Raw genomic sequence first — 15,786 nt, 5'->3', positions numbered from 1 at the left:
GATCGCGGCGTGGCGAAAGAAGGAGGGCGGAGCGGATGAAGAAGTACATGTTGGGCATCTATCAGCCGGATGGCGTGGTCCCACCGCCGGAGTTTCTCGAGCCGGTGATGGCGAAGCTCGAGGTGTGGCATGACGAACTGCGCGAGGCCGGCGCCTGGGTGTTCTCGGGGGGTTTGACGCCTGCGAGTTCGGCGACGGTGCTGCGGCATCGCGACGGGGAGAACCTGGTCACCGACGGGCCGTTCGCGGAGGGGAAGGAGCACCTCGGTGGGTTCACGATCATCAGCGTGTCTGACCTGGACGCGGCGATGGATTGGGGTGGGCGGCTGGCCGAGATCCTGGCGCCGCTGTCGATCGAGGTCTGGCCGATGGAGCACGGCTCGTGCGCGAGTCCGGACGACCGTCCCGCCGAATGAGCATTGACCCGGGACGAGCATTGAACGGGACAGGTGGTTGAGCTGGATGGGCGTTGAGGTGTGACTGGTCGGGCGGGGGAGATCGAGCGGGTTTTCCGGGCGGAGTATGGCCGTGCGGTGGCTGTGCTGACCCGCGTGCTCGGGGATATCGATCTTGCCGAGGAGGCTGTGCAGGACGCCTTTGCCAAGGCCGTCGAGCATTGGCCGGCCAAGGGGCTGCCGCCGAGTCCGGCCGGCTGGATCATCACCACTGCTCGGAACGGCGCGATCGACCGTCTGCGCCGCGAGGCGAATCGCGATGCCAAACACGTCCAGGCCGCGCAGCTTGCCGAAGGCCAGGCCCAGGATCAGGCGCAAGACCAGGTGCGAGATCAGGCGCAAAGCGAGGCGTACGGCGGGAGCGCTGGGCCAGGGGAGGCGGAGGCCGTGGAGGACGACCGATTGCGGCTGATCTTCACCTGTTGCCATCCGGCTCTGGCGATGCCGGTTCGGGTCGCGTTGACCCTGCGGCTGCTCGGTGGACTCACGACGGTGGAGATCGCACGCGCGTTTCTGGTGCCCGAGGCGACGATGGCGCAGCGGCTGGTTCGGGCGAAGGGCAAGATCCGGGATGCGGGCATTCCTTATCGCGTACCGGCAGAGGCTGATCTGCCGGACCGCCTTCGCGGCGTACTCGCGGTGCTCTACCTGATCTTCAACGAGGGATATACCGCCAGCTCGGGGGATGAGCTTGTCCGCGAGGAGCTCTGCCGCGAGGCGATCCGGCTCGCGCGGTTGCTGGCCGAGCTGATGCCGGACGAGCCGGAGGTGTTCGGGTTGCTCGCGCTGATGCTCCTGACCGAGTCGCGTCGTCGGGCCCGGACGGATGACCGAGGCCGGCTCGTGCTGCTGCCAGACCAAGATCGTGCGCGTTGGAACCAGGGCCACATCGCCGAAGGCCAGGCGCTGGTGCGCAAGTGCTTGCGCCGCGATCAGCCCGGGCCGTACCAGATCCAGGCCGCCATCCACGCCGTACATAGTGATGCCGCGACTGCGGACGCGACGGATTGGCGGCAGATTCTCCAGTTGTACGACCAGTTGATGGTGATCGCGCCGAGTCCGGTGGTCGCGCTCAACCGGGCCGTCGCCCTCGCCGAGGTGGAGGGGCCGGCGGCGGCGATCGAGGAGGTGGAGGCGTTGGACTTGGCGAAGTTCTACCTGTTCCACGCGATTCGGGCCGACCTGCTCCGGCGGCTCGGGCGTTCGGATGAGGCGGTTGCGGCGTACGACGAGGCGATTGCGCGGGCCGACAACGCCGCCGAACGGGAATTCCTGACGACCCGCCGCGCAGAGCTCATCGGCTAGGGCTCAAGACGAGAGGGCTAGGACCTGGCCGGTGTGGTCGATCAGGATGTGCGCGCCGGGTAGGTCGGCCGGGAACTCCTCGTACGGCTTGCGTACAGCGCGCCGGCTGCCGTCCCACCCGAGCAGCAGCGTGCCGGGCGCGTCGACGGCCACGAACGTGTCGCCGTTTCGCAGCAGCACTGGCGCGGCATAGCCCGCAGAGACCGACGTACGGCCTGCGGCGAGTCCAGCGAGCACCAACCCCGGCAGCTCGTCAGGGCCTGCGGCAGCCGCGTCGACGGCCACCCAAGTAGTAGGTGAACCAGGCAGCGTCAACGACGACGGGCTGTGCCAGTCGCTACCGCCAATGGCTGTAGTAGAAGCGCCCCACGCGTGCCAGAAGGCCACCGGACCACCCCAGCGGCGGTCGAGCCAGGAGGAGTGCCACAGCTCGGCCAATGGCGGGTGAACCGGTAAGGGCTGCCGCCACGAGCAGTCGCCGCCCAGCGGATGGTTGATCGACATCAACCCACCACGCCGCGCCACCTCGGCCACCCACGTCTCGGCCGGCTGCCGGAAGTCGATCACGCCGATCGCCCCGAAGGCGTTGGCATGTCCGGAATCAGTGGTGGTCTCCTGCCCGGGGATGAGGCCGATGCCGAGCCGCTCGCCCACCGGTAAAAGCTCGGCGTGATGCGCCTCGGTGTTGTGGTCAGTGATCGCCATGACGTCGAGCCCGGCCGCCACTCCGAGCGCGGCGACGGCCGCCACCGGGGCCGAGCCGTCCGAGTGCAACGTATGCGCGTGGAAGTCCGCCGCAACCCAGCGCAATCCGTCCACCGACGGCAGTTCGCGACGCGGCGGACGAGCCGGTACGACGACTGCCGCCGAGTCCGACTCGTACGACGACAAACCCGGGATATCCCCGCGTGCGACCGGCCCGGTGGATGCCTCCACCACCAGCTCGACGCCCTCGACGGGGATCCGGTGCAGCCCGAGCACCACCCACCAGACGCCGGGTTCCAGCTCGCCCGGGATATAGCCAGGGGTCGCGTCGGTTGGGGTGATCGCGTACGAGCGCCGCGCTCCGCCGGACCACCCGCGCCAACCGGCAGCACCCTCGCAGCCGATGTCGATCACCGCGCCCGGAGGTGGTTCCGACAGCCGGACCGTCAGGCCTTCGCAACCCGGCGGGATGTCCACCGGCAGCGAATGCCAGACCGACTCGGCCCGATCGTCAAGGGTCCAGGTCCGCCGGTACGTCGTGATAGCCATCGGTCAGACCCGTCCTTGCAGATTGTGCAACCGTGCCGCACAACCTTGGCACTCTCAAACGACGATGTGAAGACTTTTGCCCACGGCAACGGAAAACGTTGTCAGGGACTAACGGCCACGCCGCTGGCTTAACGGACGCGTCAAGGCAGGCTTCACCAAATCCTCGGCTGATCGCCGCGGGCGGTCGAGTCGGTGGCTCGATCCGCACTGCGATCATCTCCACAACAGAGCGAAATGCTCAAAAGCGAAGGGCGGTTCCGGCCTTGTGAGCCGGGACCGCCCTTCCTTCTAAAAGGCTCCTCCTCGGTCGGTGCTCAGCGCACCAGGTTGATCATCTGCTTCGGCAGCACCTGCATCTGGGCCGGGATCGGCAGCTTGCCGCCGACCAGCTCCAGTAGCGAGGCCGCGGCCTTCTCGATCGGCAGCGGCAGGCTCAGGCCGAGCGCGCTGAGCAGCGCGTTCACCAGTGCCATGATCGCGCCCAGGATGTCCAGGTTCGGGATCGGGAGCTGACGCCAAGCCTGTGCCGGCGAACCGTCGGCCGGCTCGGTGGCCGTCGGACGGGCCTGCTTGGCCTTGCCGATCATCGAACTCAGGGCCTGACCGTTCGCCACGTTGACGAGGGCTCCGGTGTCCTTGTCGTGGGTCCACTTCTGGCCATCGGCGTCGCGGCAGGGCAGTACCAGAACCGGCGCTTCGGCCGGTGTCGGTACGAGGTCCGCCGCGGTGTCGAGGCAGGCACCGGTCTTCGCAAGTTCGCCACCGACGGACTTGCTCAGAGCAACCTGCAGCTCACCCTTGGCGGTCCAGATCCACTGCTGTGCTTTGCCGGCCCGCTTCGGAGCGCAGGGCAGCATCACCGCCATCGGGATCTTCTCCGCCGCCACGAAGGTGAGGCAGTAGCGGGTGTCCGCGGTACTGCCGATCTGCTTCGGCACCCCGACCTTGAATGTGGCCGCGGGTGGGTTGTCGGAGCGTTCGGTCGGCGCCGCGGCCTGCGCGGGGACCGCCGTGGCGAGTGCCACGCTGACGGCCAGGACCGCCACGCCGGTGCGGGTCAACAATCTACGGATGATCAAGACAACCTCCAGAGGTCGTGCCATCTCTAGGCGATAGGTCGTCGGGACCCCGTTCGGGACAGGTCATCGCCGGTGCTGTCGGTCCACTCCAGAGCCCCTTGCGCGGGGGGGCGATCCTGAGGTGTTCGGCTCGTGTGAGGTTCGGGCCGGCTGACCTGAGACCGCTGGTGACTCGTCGCAACGTTTACGCCACGACCAGTAATGCACAGCTTGACCAGTGTCGGTTATGGCAATTCGATGACACTTGATGCCATTGGCAACTAATTGCCAGTGATCAAGTGGTTGCGTAAGGCCCCTATTACGGAACCGTAGTTTTCCGCGTGCCGACTGTGCGTTCGCTGAGACGGAACCTCAATGAATTCGAGGCATCAGGTGACCGGATGCTCAGACGAGCGCGGATGATCGGTGCCCTCGTCAGCAGCATTGGTGCCTTTGGCAACAGTATCGGTGCCTTCGGCAACTTCATCGGAAGTGCCGGTGCCCGGCGCGGCCGGCGCGGTCTCGACCTGCTTGTCCGGCGTGGTCGGCGTGGCCTCGACCTGCTGGCGGAGCTCCTTGACCTCCTTGCGCCGGCGGTAGCCGCGGCCAACGCCCTTCTTCACCAGCCACAGCCCGGCTATGGCGACCGCGCCGGCTGCCGCGCCGAAGAAGAAGACGGCGGAGACCGACATGCCGAGGTCGATGCCGTACACCTCCAGGGTGGTTGCCTGGCCGGAGGTCGTGGCGACTCCCAGGCCGGCCAGGACGGCGACAACTATCAAAACGATTCCGAGAACGAACATGGCAGGCTGCCTTTCCGGTGCCGATGCCGTTGGTGCTAGTGGTCTGCGAGTAGCGCGGACAGGAGGGTGACGGCTCCTGCCTTGTCGAGCGGGTTGTTCCCGTTCCCGCATTTGGGCGACTGGACGCACGAGGGGCAACCTTGGCTGCACTCACAGTGTGCAATCGCCTCCCGGGTCGCGGTCAACCACTCGCGCGCCGCCGCGTAGCCATGTTCGGCGAAACCCGCGCCACCGGGATGGCCGTCGTACACGAAAACGGTCAGGCAGCCGGTGTCGGCGTGCCGCGCGGTCGAGACGCCACCGATGTCCCAGCGATCGCAAGTAGCGAACAACGGCAGCAGTCCGATCGAGGCGTGTTCGGCGGCATGGGCCGCACCCGGTACGTCGTCCAGGCCGAGTGCCGCGACCTGGTCGTCCGGCAGGGTCCACCAGACGGCCTTGGTGCGCAGCGTCCGCTCGGGCAGTTCCAGCGGAACCTCGTCGAGGATGTCGCCGGTGACGAGCTGCTTGCGCTGGTACGACACCACCTGGTGCGTCACCTGGACCCAGCCGCGCGACAGCTCGGCGGCACCCCAGCTGGTACTGGCCTCGGCCCCGAGGATGCCGATCTCGGTGATGTCCCGGGCAAACGTCGTGTAGTCCGGCGCGGCCGGTGCCACGATCGCCGCGTGGCCCTCGAGGTCGAGCGTGCGGACCAGATAGGACTCGCCGGCATGGACGTAGACCGCGCCCTCGTGCACGCTCGCATGGGCCGCGCCGCCGTCGACCGTACCGAGCAGGCGCCCGGTCTCCTCCTCGACGATCTGCACGGTCCGGCCGCCGGCCGAGCGGATGTCGATCGCGTCCACGGCCCGGTCGCGCCGCGTCCAGAACCAGCCGCGTGGCCGAGGCCGCAACAGCCCCTGCGAGACCAGCTGACCGATGACCCGCTCTGTAGTGGAGCCGAAGACCTCGAAGTCGTCCGTCGTGAGCGGCAGTTCCTGAGCTGCGGCACATAGCTGTGGCCCGAGGATGTACGGATTCTCCGGGTTGAAGACCGTGGCCTCCACTGGTCGTCCGAAGATCGCCTCCGGGTGCCGGACCAAGTAGGTGTCCAGTGGATCGTCCCGGGCCACCAGAAGCGCCAACGCCTCAGTGCCGGAACGGCCGGCTCGTCCCGCCTGCTGCCAGAGGGATGCCCTAGTCCCCGGCCAGCCCGTCAGTAGTACTGCGTCCAGCCCGGCGATATCCACGCCGAGCTCGAGCGCGTTGGTGGCGGCAACACCCGTTAGCTCGCCACTGTGCAGCATGGCCTCCAGACGACGTCGTTCCTCCGGGAGATAACCCGCGCGGTACGCCGAGACCTGGTCGACAAGGCTCGGGTCTACCTCCTCCAAGTTGGCCCGAGCAGTCATCGCGACAGACTCGGCACCACGTCGCGAACGAACGAAGGCCACGGTACGAACGCCCGAGACGACCAGATCGGTCAGTAGGTCGGCCACCTCGGCGGTAGCTGAGCGACGGACCTGCGCGCCGTTCTCCCCGCCGTACGACGAAACGAGCGGTGGTTCCCACAGGCCGAAGGAGACGCCGCCACGGGGTGAACCGTCGTCGGTGACGGCCTCCATCGGCAGACCGGTCAGCCGTTCGCCAGAGACGGCCGGCTCGGCAACAGTCGCCGAGGCGCAGACGAAGACCGGGTACGACCCGTAGTGGGCGCAGACCCGGCGAAGCCTGCGGAGGACTCCTGCGACGTGTGCGCCGAAGACGCCTCGGTAGTGGTGGCACTCGTCTACTACGACGTACTGCAGGCTGCCGAGGAATCGGGCCCAGCGTTGGTGGTTGGGCAGCACTGACCGGTGCAACATGTCCGGATTGCTCAAGACATAGGTGGCGTGGTCCCGGGCCCAGTCGCGCTCGGTCCGTTCGGAGTCGCCGTCGAGCGTCGTGGCGCGCAGACCCGGCACGGTGAACGCGGAGACCGCCCGGAGCTGGTCGTGCGCAAGAGCCTTGGTGGGCGACAGATAGAGCACTGACGCCGTACGACGGTGAGGGGACGCCGCCTCGGCTATGGCCAGCGTGGCGAACGCGGGAAGCCAGTAGCCGAGCGACTTCCCGGACGCCGTTCCGGTGGCTACTACTACCGAACGGCCGCCGTACGCCGCTTCGGCCGTCGCGATCTGGTGGATCCACGGCTCGGTGATTCCGGCTTCGGCCAGTTGCGCGAGCACTTCAGCGGGCACCCAGCGCGGCCAAGCGCCCGTGCGGCTAGGGCGTGCCGGCACCGGCTCGACATGCGTCAGCCGCTCCGCACGCCCAGGCCCGGCCGCAAGCCGCTTGAGCACGCCCGCCGCCTCACCGCCGTCACGCATACCCCCAAACCTAGTAGTCGCCTCCGACATCTACACACCGTGTCCGCTCAATCGCATAATTGTCCACATAGGTGGATAAGCTTGTGGATAACTTCCATTAAGAGAGAGATATGTCGAGATATAGACCATGGGATGAGCTGGATCGGGGGTTGGTCCACGCGCTGCGGATCGACGCCCGGGCGCCGTTCACCCGGGTCGCGGCCGTGCTCGGCACCTCGACGCAGACCGTCGCGAGGCGATACGCCCGCCTCCGGAACGACTCCGGCCTCCGGATCGCGGGGCTGCTTTATCCACAGGGGGAGCCGTGGGTGATCCGGCTGACGGCCGGCGATGCCGCGGCAGACGTCGGCCAGGCCTTGGCGAAACGGGCTGACACGTCTTGGGTGCGACTCGCCTCCGGCGGTACCGAGGTGGTGGCCGTTGTCCACATGACTCCGCCTGACCTCTTGCTGCGGGACATCCCGCGCACGGCAGGTATTACGGCGATCTCCGCGCACTACCTGTTGCGGATGTACCTAGGTGGCCCGAGCGCTTGGCGGGGTAGTAGTCGCGTATTGACCGATGACCAGGAGCGGCAGCTGCAGCCACCACCTGTGGACCGGAAGCCCGTCGTACTCGGAGATGCGGATCGCCGGCTGCTCGACGTACTGCTGGAGGACGGGAGAACGTCGTACGGCGAACTGGCCGTCGCGACTGGGTGGTCCGCGGCGACTGTCGCGAAGCGGCTTGCGGAGCTACGGACGAGTGGCGCGCTGTTCTTCGACGTACAAGTGGAAGCGGACGAAGTGGCGACGGGGCAGGCCTTGATCTGGTTGTCCGTGCAGCCGGCCGAGCTCGACAACGTTGCCCGGGCCATCGCCGATCATGACGAGTCGACCGTTGTCGCGGCGACGACCGGACGGACGAATCTGCTCGTGAATGTGCGCTGTCCAACGCCGGAGCGGTTGCACGCCTACCTGACCGGGCGGTTGGCTTTCGATGCCATCGCGGCGGCCGAAACCAGCCCCGGTTGGGAGGACCTCAAAGCCGCTGGGCCAGTCCGACTTCGGACACCGGCGAGTGTTGACAAATAAACCACTGGGAGCTTGGGCAACGAGTTGGTGACCGAGTTGGATCCGGGGGCACATCTCACAGTCCGTACATGGTTGAATGCAACCGTTCACGGGATCGGAGGCCGAAGTGGATCTGTCGCTGACGACGCGCACCGAAGGTGAGCGCACAGTCGTCGAAGTGGGTGGGGAGATCGATGTCTACACCGCGCCGAAACTCCGCGAGACCATCGTCTCGCTGGTCGATGCGGGCAACCATCACCTGGTGATGGACCTGGAAAAGGTCGAATTCCTTGACTCCACGGGCCTGGGCGTGCTGGTCGGTGGATTGAAACGGGCCCGGACGAACGAGGGCTCGCTGGCTCTGGTCTGCACGCAGGAACGACTGCTGAAGATCTTCCGGATCACTGGTCTGGACAAGGTGTTCGACATCCACGACAACGTGGCCTCGGCGATCTGAGCCGGGACCACCGCCGGGCTTGGTGACTACTCGTAGTCACCAGGCCACGGACCGCAAGAAATGTGGCGTAGACCACCCTGTCGCCAGGTCTGGTTTAGCACCCGTTAGAGTGACGCACCGCCAGGTCATTGGCGTTCAGTTTGTAGCCACATTTCCTCGCGTTCGCGGTGGCACGGGGGCCGCCGCGCCGGGGGCCCTAACAAGGAGGACGGATGTCCGCGCTGCTTGCGGTACAAGCGGTGGATCTTTCGTCGAGCAACACCACGCTGGTCATTGTCGTCGGCGCGATCGCGATCTTCGCGATCGGCATCGCGATGGTGTTCCGCGGTCAGGTGCTTGCCGCGAACGATGGCACCGAGAACATGAAGACGATCGCGGTCGCGGTCCAGGAAGGCGCGTCGGCCTATCTGTCCCGGCAGTTCAAGACGCTGTCGGTCTTCGCCGTGATCGCCTTCCTGCTGCTGTTCCTGTTGCCGGTGCACGGCGATGGGAACGAGACCACGCTGCGGATCGCGCGGTCGGTCTTCTTCCTGATCGGTGCGGGCTTCTCGGCCTCCATCGGCTATCTGGGCATGTGGCTGGCCACTCGCGCCAACGTCCGCGTCGCCGCGGCCGCGCGCGACGAGGGCCGCGACCCGGCCATGAAGGTGGCCTTCCGTACCGGTGGCACCGTGGGTATGGCGACGGTGGGCCTCGGCCTGCTCGGCGCCGCGATCGTGGTGCTGCTGTTCCAGGGTGACGCCCCGACGGTGCTCGAGGGCTTCGGCTTCGGTGCCGCCATGCTCGCCATGTTCATGCGTGTCGGTGGCGGTATCTTCACCAAGGCCGCCGACGTCGGCGCCGACCTGGTCGGCAAGGTCGAGCAGAACATTCCCGAGGACGACCCCCGCAACGCGGCGACCATCGCCGACAACGTGGGCGACAACGTCGGTGACTGCGCCGGTATGGCCGCGGACCTGTTCGAGTCGTACGCCGTGATGCTGGTGGCCTCGCTGATCCTGGGCAAGATCGCCTTCGGTGAGCACGGTCTGGTCTTCCCGCTGATCGTGCCGGCCATCGGTGCCGTCACCGCCGTGATCGGCGTCTACCTGACCAAGCCGCGCGCCGGCGAGAACGGTCTGAAGACGATCAACCGGTCCTTCTATCTGTCGGCCGGCATTTCCGCGGTGCTCTGTACGATCGCGGCGTTCGTCTACCTGCCGTCGTCGTTCGGCGAGCTGACCGGAGTGGCCGCGGACATCGCCGCGCACACCGGCGACCCGCGCGTCATCGCCACCGTCTCGGTGATCATCGGCATCGTGCTGGCAGCGGTCATCCTGGCGCTGACCGGCTACTTCACCGGTACCGAGGACAAGCCGGTCAAGGACGTCGGCAAGACCTCGCTGACCGGTGCGGCCACCGTCATCCTGTCCGGTATCTCGGTCGGCTTCGAGTCCGCCGTCTACACCGCGCTGGTGATCGGTGCGGCCGTGTACGGCGCCTTCCTGGTCGGCGGTTCCGGTGTGGTCGCGCTGTTCGCGATCGCGCTGGCCGGTTGTGGTCTGCTCACCACCGTCGGCGTCATCGTCGCGATGGACACCTTCGGCCCGGTCTCCGACAACGCGCAGGGCATCGCCGAGATGTCGGGCGACGTCGACGGCGAGGCGGCGCAGATCCTGACCGAGCTGGACGCCGTCGGCAACACCACCAAGGCCATCACCAAGGGCATCGCGATCGCCACCGCCGTGCTGGCGGCCACCGCGCTGTTCGGTTCGTACACGCAGTCGATCGCCGAGGTGCTCAGCGTCGAGGCGCTCGCGAAGTTCAACGAGGCGTCCCGCGTCTTCGAACCGTCCACGCTGGTCGGCATTCTCATCGGTGCGGCCGTCGTGTTCATGTTCTCCGGTCTCGCGATCAACGCCGTCGGCCGTGCCGCCGGTGCGGTCGTCTACGAGGTACGTCGCCAGTTCCGCGACATCCCGGGCATCATGGACGGCACTGGCAAGCCGGAGTACGGCAAGGTCGTCGACATCTGCACCCGCGACTCGCTGCGGGAGCTGGCCACGCCGGGTCTGCTCGCCATCCTGGCCCCGATCGCCGTCGGCTTCGGCCTCGGCGCCTCGGCCCTGGCCGGTTACCTGGCCGGTGCGATCGCCAGCGGCACGCTGATGGCGGTCTTCCTGGCCAACGCCGGTGGCGCGTGGGACAACGCGAAGAAGCTGGTCGAGGACGGCAACCACGGTGGCAAGGGTTCGCCCGCGCACGAGGCCACCATCATCGGTGACACCGTCGGCGACCCGTTCAAGGACACCGCCGGTCCGGCCATCAACCCGCTGATCAAGGTGATGAACCTGGTCTCCGTGCTGATCGCGCCGGCCGTCGTCAGCATGACCATCGGCGACGACCAGAACCCGGTGCTCCGGGCGGTCATCGCGATCGCGGCCACGCTGATCGTCGTCGGTGCCGTCGTGGTCTCCAAGCGCCGGGAGTCGGTCATCTCCGACACCCCCGCCGAGGCCAAGGCAGCCGCCTGACGTACTAACGCAGTAACGCGAAGGCCCACAGGTACCCACCTGTGGGCCTTCGCTATTTCCGGGTTATCCACAGGGCGCGTGGCGAGGCGGGCGGGATGGGCCGCTGTGCTGGAAGGATGTGCCTCGACCCGTCCTGGAGGAAAGGAAATCCTTATGCGTCGCGCCCGTCGGTTCGGTGCGGTGGGCCTGCTGGCCTCGTTGGTGGTGCTGACCGGTTGTTCGTCGGACCTGAAGCTCGATGGCAAGGACGTCGATGACAAGGCGCCGTTCCTGCAACAACTCGAAGGCGACTGGCGGAACGCGGTCGGCAAACAGGAGGTCAGCCTGGGCGACGGGTCGCACTGCTGGCTGGCCCGGGCCAAGGAGAGCAAGGAGTTCGACCGGCAGGCGTTCTGTGGCCCGATCCGGCATCTCGGTGCCAAGACGGACGGCATCTTCGACGTCTGGTCGTTCGACGCGCAGGTCGACGGCGACGGCAAACTGACGATGTCGAATGCCCAGCCGAAGAGCACCGGCGCGGACTTCCCGGCCGACCGCGAGGCCTGGCGGCCGGACGGCGCGACGATCCCGGAGAACGCCGAGGCCGTCGAACTGCCCAAGGCGCCGCCGGTGGACAAGGGCTTCCTCGAGCTCATCGACGGCCTGCAGTTGACCGAGCCGAAGAAGCCCGACCCGAAGGCCGGGCATATCGTCACGCCCTCGGTGGATCTGAAGGTCGGCGAGGTGGCCGAGGTGGCGACCCTGCCGGGGACGAACGGCGCCGCGTTGCGTGGTCCGGCCGAGGGCGAGGTGCTGCGGGCGATCACGTTCACGATCACGCCGGGGCCCGAGGGCGTCGACGATCCGAAGACCAAAACGACGTACGCCGTGAAGGTCGGGACGACCCGCAAACCGCTCGTGCTGACCGGTGAGGCCGACCCGGAGCCGCGCCTGCAGACCTTGGTGGCGGGCATTCCCGAGGGCGAGGACGCGCAGTTGGTCGTCATCTCGGGTGGAGTCGAGCAGACGCTGTCGCTGACGACCGGTGAGCGTACGTCGAAGAACGTCCCGGCGTACTACCGCTCGGCCGCGGAGGTCCGGCTCGACAAGACGTACCCGCTGACCAAGGCGGTGAACGGCCTGTTCGGGCTCGAGCACACGGTTCGCTTCACCACCGTCACGCTCAAGCCGTATCTGGGCAACGGCGGCTGGGCCAAGCCGGGCACGGTCTGGCTCAAGTTCGACTTCGACAACGGGTCGCTGCGCCGGACGGCGGCGGTCAACTACTACAAGACCGCGACGTACGACAGTGCGAAGAGCCTGATGCTGACGGACGACAAGGGCCGGAAGTACCCGCTCGCCGGCGCGCTGCCGACGCTGCGCGAGGGCGGTGCCAACCAGTCCTGGTTCGCGATCGGTGTCGCCGACGACGTGAAGTCGCTGACGATGACGTATGCCCCGGTGGCGAACTTCGAGGCCGACCCGTTCTGGATCAAGCAGGCCAATCCGAAGAGCGGCACGTTGAACTTCAAGCCGATGACGGTCACCTTCGCCTTGCCCCAATAATCGTTTGAAGGGTCGGACTCAGGGGGTCCCTGAGTCCGGCTCAGGGCGTCAACCGATGGCGACCCCGGCGCGGATGGGGGCAGAATCCACCCCAGGGTGGACATGCGGAATCCGCCCCGGGTTCGATGTACTCACCTCACGGTGCCTCAATACTGAATCCTGATAGCCGCCCCAGAGCCCTGGCGTGCATACGGACGAGGAGTACCGATGATCGAGGCAACCGGCCTCACCAAGCGTTACGGCGAAACTGTTGCCGTCGACAACCTGTCGTTCAGCGTCAAGACCGGCAAGGTGACGGGCTTCCTGGGCCCGAACGGCGCCGGCAAGTCCACCACGATGCGGATGATCCTCGGTCTGGACACCCCCACGGGTGGTGACGTCCGGATCGACGGTCAGCACTACCGCGACCTGAAGCGCCCGCTGACCAAGGTCGGCGCGCTGCTGGACGCCAAGTGGGTGCACCCGAACCGGTCGGCCCGGGCCCACCTCAGCTGGATGGCAGCCTCCAACAAGCTGCCGAAACAGCGGGTCGACGAGGTTCTCGAGATGGTCGGCCTGAGTTCCGTGGCCGGCAAGCGGGCCGGTGCCTACTCACTGGGCATGTCCCAGCGGCTCGGTATCGCCGGCGCGTTGCTGGGCGATCCCGAGGTGCTGCTCTTCGACGAGCCGGTCAACGGTCTCGACCCGGAGGGCATCGTCTGGATCCGGACCTTCATGCACAAGCTGGCCGGTGAGGGCCGCACGGTCTTCGTCTCCAGCCACCTGCTGTCGGAGATGGCCCTGACCGCCGACGAGCTGATCGTGATCGGCAAGGGCAAGCTGATCGCCCAGTCCACCACCCAGGAGTTCGTCGATCGGGCCAGCGGCAGCAGCGTCAAGGTGCGCAGCCCGCAGCTCGACGCCTTGCAGAGCGTGCTTCAGCGCGACAACCTCGCGACCCGGATCGAGGACGCGGGCACCGAGGGCAAGGTGCTGTTCGTCGACGGCGAGGTGACCACCGACATGATCGGTGAGGCCGCGGCCGCGCAGGGCATCGTGCTGCACGAGCTGACCCTGCAGCGGGGTTCGCTCGAGGCGGCGTTCATGCAGATGACCGGCGACTCGGTGCAGTACCACGCCACCGAGGAGATCGCCGGTGTGTTGACGAATGCGGTGCCTGCCGTGTCCGCGACCGAGGTGGCCGCTGGGCCGAAGGAGGACAACTGACATGTCGGTGATCGCAGTCGAGCGGATCAAACTGCTCTCCACCCGTTCGCCGTGGTGGTGTATGGCCGTCGCGGCCGTGCTGTCGATCGGCGTCTCGGCCCTGACCGCCGGCCTGACCTCGGATGAGGCGGCCGTGAGCATCTTCGACACCCAGAACGGCGTCCAGCTGAGCCAGATGGTGATGACGGTGATGGCCGCACTCGCGGTCACGACCGAGTACCGGTTCGGCACCATCCGGACCAGCTTCCAGGCCGTTCCGAGCCGGACCAAGTTGCTGCTGGGCAAGACCGCGGTTGTCGCGGGCCTGGCCGCACTGGTCGGCCTGATCGCGAGCTTCGGTGCACTGGGTATCGGCATGCTGCTCGCGCCGGGCGCTGACCTGAACGTGAGCGGGTCGGAGTGGCGGCTGATCGCCGGCCAGGGCATTGTCTACGCCCTCGCGGCCGTGATCGCCGTCGCCGTGGGTGCGTTGTTGCGGCAAAGCGCCGCGGCCGTCGCCATCCTGATCCTCTGGCCGTTGCTGGTCGAGAACCTGGTCATGCTGATCCCGAAGGTCGGCGACGACATGAACCGGTGGGCGCCCTTCGCGAACGCCTCCTCGTTCATCAACCAGGGCCAGAATCTGGGCATCTCCGGTGGTGGTGAAGGCGCCGGCAGCGGCATCGAGTACGCGCTGTCTCCCTGGGGTGCGCTGCTCTACTTCGCCCTCTTCGCCGCGGTCATGCTCGGCCTGGCGGTCCTCGTGACCAACAAGCGCGACGCGTAAGGATCCGAAAGCCCGGCCGGGCTGAGGGGTCCTGGCCGCCACAGCCCGTGGTTTCTTCAGTTTTGCTGGAGAAACCACGGGCTGTTTTCCGTTTCGGCCACTAGCCTGCGAATCATGACGGATTGGGCACGGGTGCGAGCCGACGACTTCGCGGTACCGGAAGGCCGCCCGGTCGAGGAGCTGGTCGCCGAGTTGTCCGCGATGCTGCGATCGCCGGATCCGGTGGTCCGCGACCGGCAGGCGTACTCGATCCTTGCGACCTGGATCGATCGCGAGGTCTTGTCCGCGGAGCAGTTGGTCGACCTGGGCGACGAGATGGCCGCGCGGTTCGGCGACAGCGAGATCCAGGCCCGCGCGTTCGCCCCGCTCATCCTCGACTGCATCGTCTCGGCCGGGGTGTTCGAGCCGCGCTGGGTCGAACCTTTCACCAGCTGGTACGCCGCGGAGCACGATCTTCGCGGTCATGACCCGTCTCTCGGCTGGCTGCATGCCGTCGCCCACGGTGCTGACCTCCTCGGCGCCTTCGGCCAGCTACCGGAAGTCGCGCCGACGTCGTTGCTGGATCTCGGCCTCGCCAGAGTCCTCACGCCGACCGAATACGCCCTGCGGGACCTGGAGGACAGCCGACTGGCGTACGCACTCGCGTCGACCCTGACCCGCCCAGACCTGTCGGAGGAAGACGCGACCGCCTGGCTGGCCACAGCGCCTGACGCCCTCCGGCTGGTCGGGATCACGGCCGGAATCCCCGCACACATCACCAACACCTTCAACACCCTGAACGCTCTCTACGTCCTGGTGGACCGTGGAGTCGAACCGCCCCTCCAGAGCACCCGGACCCAGGTCTCCCACCGCAAGGCCGTCCTGGACCACCTAGCAGCCGCCCTACGCACCCTCTCCCCCCACCAGAGCTAACCCGTCCGCTCCCGATCGCACGCCTGAGGGTGTGCAGTCCGGGTCCGGTCGTGGCAGGGAGGGATGGCGCGCGGGCAGGGGGACGGCGAGGGTGGGAAGAGGTTTGGGA

13 protein-coding genes are annotated in these 15,786 nt (G+C 67.3%); 9 read left to right on the top strand and 4 right to left on the bottom strand.

Going from position 1 to position 15,786, the window contains the following annotated elements:
- The first annotated feature begins 35 nt into the window (after positions 1-35).
- Positions 36-416, top strand: a complete 381-nt coding sequence (locus OG394_RS23115) for a YciI family protein (protein WP_328989122.1) — start codon at positions 36-38, stop codon at positions 414-416.
- A gap of 60 nt (positions 417-476) precedes the next feature.
- Positions 477-1,760: an RNA polymerase sigma factor gene (locus OG394_RS23110; protein ID WP_328989121.1), complete on the top strand. Its 1,284-nt coding sequence runs from the start codon at positions 477-479 to the stop codon at positions 1,758-1,760.
- Between the two features lie 3 nt (positions 1,761-1,763).
- On the opposite strand, the gene OG394_RS23105 is transcribed toward OG394_RS23110, so the two are convergent.
- From OG394_RS23105 to OG394_RS23090, 4 genes are all read right to left on the bottom strand, one after another.
- Positions 1,764-3,014 carry a CehA/McbA family metallohydrolase gene (locus tag OG394_RS23105; RefSeq protein WP_328989120.1) on the bottom strand — a complete coding sequence of 417 codons (1,251 nt, stop codon included), beginning with the start codon at positions 3,012-3,014 and terminating at the stop codon, positions 1,764-1,766.
- 314 nt (positions 3,015-3,328) lie between these two features.
- Entirely contained in the window at positions 3,329-4,093 is a 765-nt protein-coding gene (locus OG394_RS23100) for an RICIN domain-containing protein (protein WP_328989119.1), read from the bottom strand.
- 368 nt (positions 4,094-4,461) lie between these two features.
- Positions 4,462-4,875, bottom strand: coding sequence for a hypothetical protein (locus OG394_RS23095; RefSeq protein ID WP_328989118.1), 414 nt, complete (start codon positions 4,873-4,875; stop codon positions 4,462-4,464).
- Between the two features lie 35 nt (positions 4,876-4,910).
- A complete protein-coding gene (locus OG394_RS23090) occupies positions 4,911-7,226 on the bottom strand; it encodes a DEAD/DEAH box helicase (protein WP_328989117.1) in 2,316 nt (771 codons plus the stop codon).
- Positions 7,227-7,336: 110 nt separating this feature from the next.
- On the opposite strand from OG394_RS23090, the gene OG394_RS23085 reads away from it, so the two are divergent.
- From OG394_RS23085 to OG394_RS23055, 7 genes are all read left to right on the top strand, one after another.
- On the top strand, positions 7,337-8,299 hold the full coding sequence (locus tag OG394_RS23085; protein WP_328989116.1) for an Lrp/AsnC family transcriptional regulator: 963 nt from the start codon (positions 7,337-7,339) through the stop codon (positions 8,297-8,299).
- Positions 8,300-8,405: 106 nt separating this feature from the next.
- Positions 8,406-8,735, top strand: coding sequence for an STAS domain-containing protein (locus OG394_RS23080; RefSeq protein ID WP_328989115.1), 330 nt, complete (start codon positions 8,406-8,408; stop codon positions 8,733-8,735).
- A gap of 212 nt (positions 8,736-8,947) precedes the next feature.
- Complete coding sequence (locus OG394_RS23075) at positions 8,948-11,248, top strand: sodium-translocating pyrophosphatase (RefSeq protein ID WP_328989114.1); 2,301 nt, start codon at positions 8,948-8,950, stop codon at positions 11,246-11,248.
- Between the two features lie 153 nt (positions 11,249-11,401).
- The gene (locus OG394_RS23070; RefSeq protein ID WP_328989113.1) at positions 11,402-12,793 is read left to right on the top strand and encodes a hypothetical protein; all 1,392 of its coding nucleotides are present in this window, start codon (positions 11,402-11,404) and stop codon (positions 12,791-12,793) included.
- Positions 12,794-13,000: 207 nt separating this feature from the next.
- Positions 13,001-13,999 (top strand): ABC transporter ATP-binding protein, encoded by a 999-nt coding sequence (locus OG394_RS23065; RefSeq protein WP_328989112.1) that lies wholly within the window; start codon positions 13,001-13,003, stop codon positions 13,997-13,999.
- A gap of 1 nt (position 14,000) precedes the next feature.
- Positions 14,001-14,765, top strand: a complete 765-nt coding sequence (locus tag OG394_RS23060) for an ABC transporter permease (RefSeq protein ID WP_328989111.1) — start codon at positions 14,001-14,003, stop codon at positions 14,763-14,765.
- Between the two features lie 114 nt (positions 14,766-14,879).
- The gene (locus tag OG394_RS23055; RefSeq protein ID WP_328989109.1) at positions 14,880-15,677 is read left to right on the top strand and encodes a DUF2785 domain-containing protein; all 798 of its coding nucleotides are present in this window, start codon (positions 14,880-14,882) and stop codon (positions 15,675-15,677) included.
- Positions 15,678-15,786 lie beyond the last annotated feature (109 nt).

This window comes from Kribbella sp. NBC_01245 (assembly GCF_036226525.1).
Lineage (GTDB): Bacteria > Actinomycetota > Actinomycetes > Propionibacteriales > Kribbellaceae > Kribbella.
The sequence above is the reverse complement of the archived record's forward strand: the minus strand, read 5'-3'. Positions and strand labels throughout refer to the sequence as shown.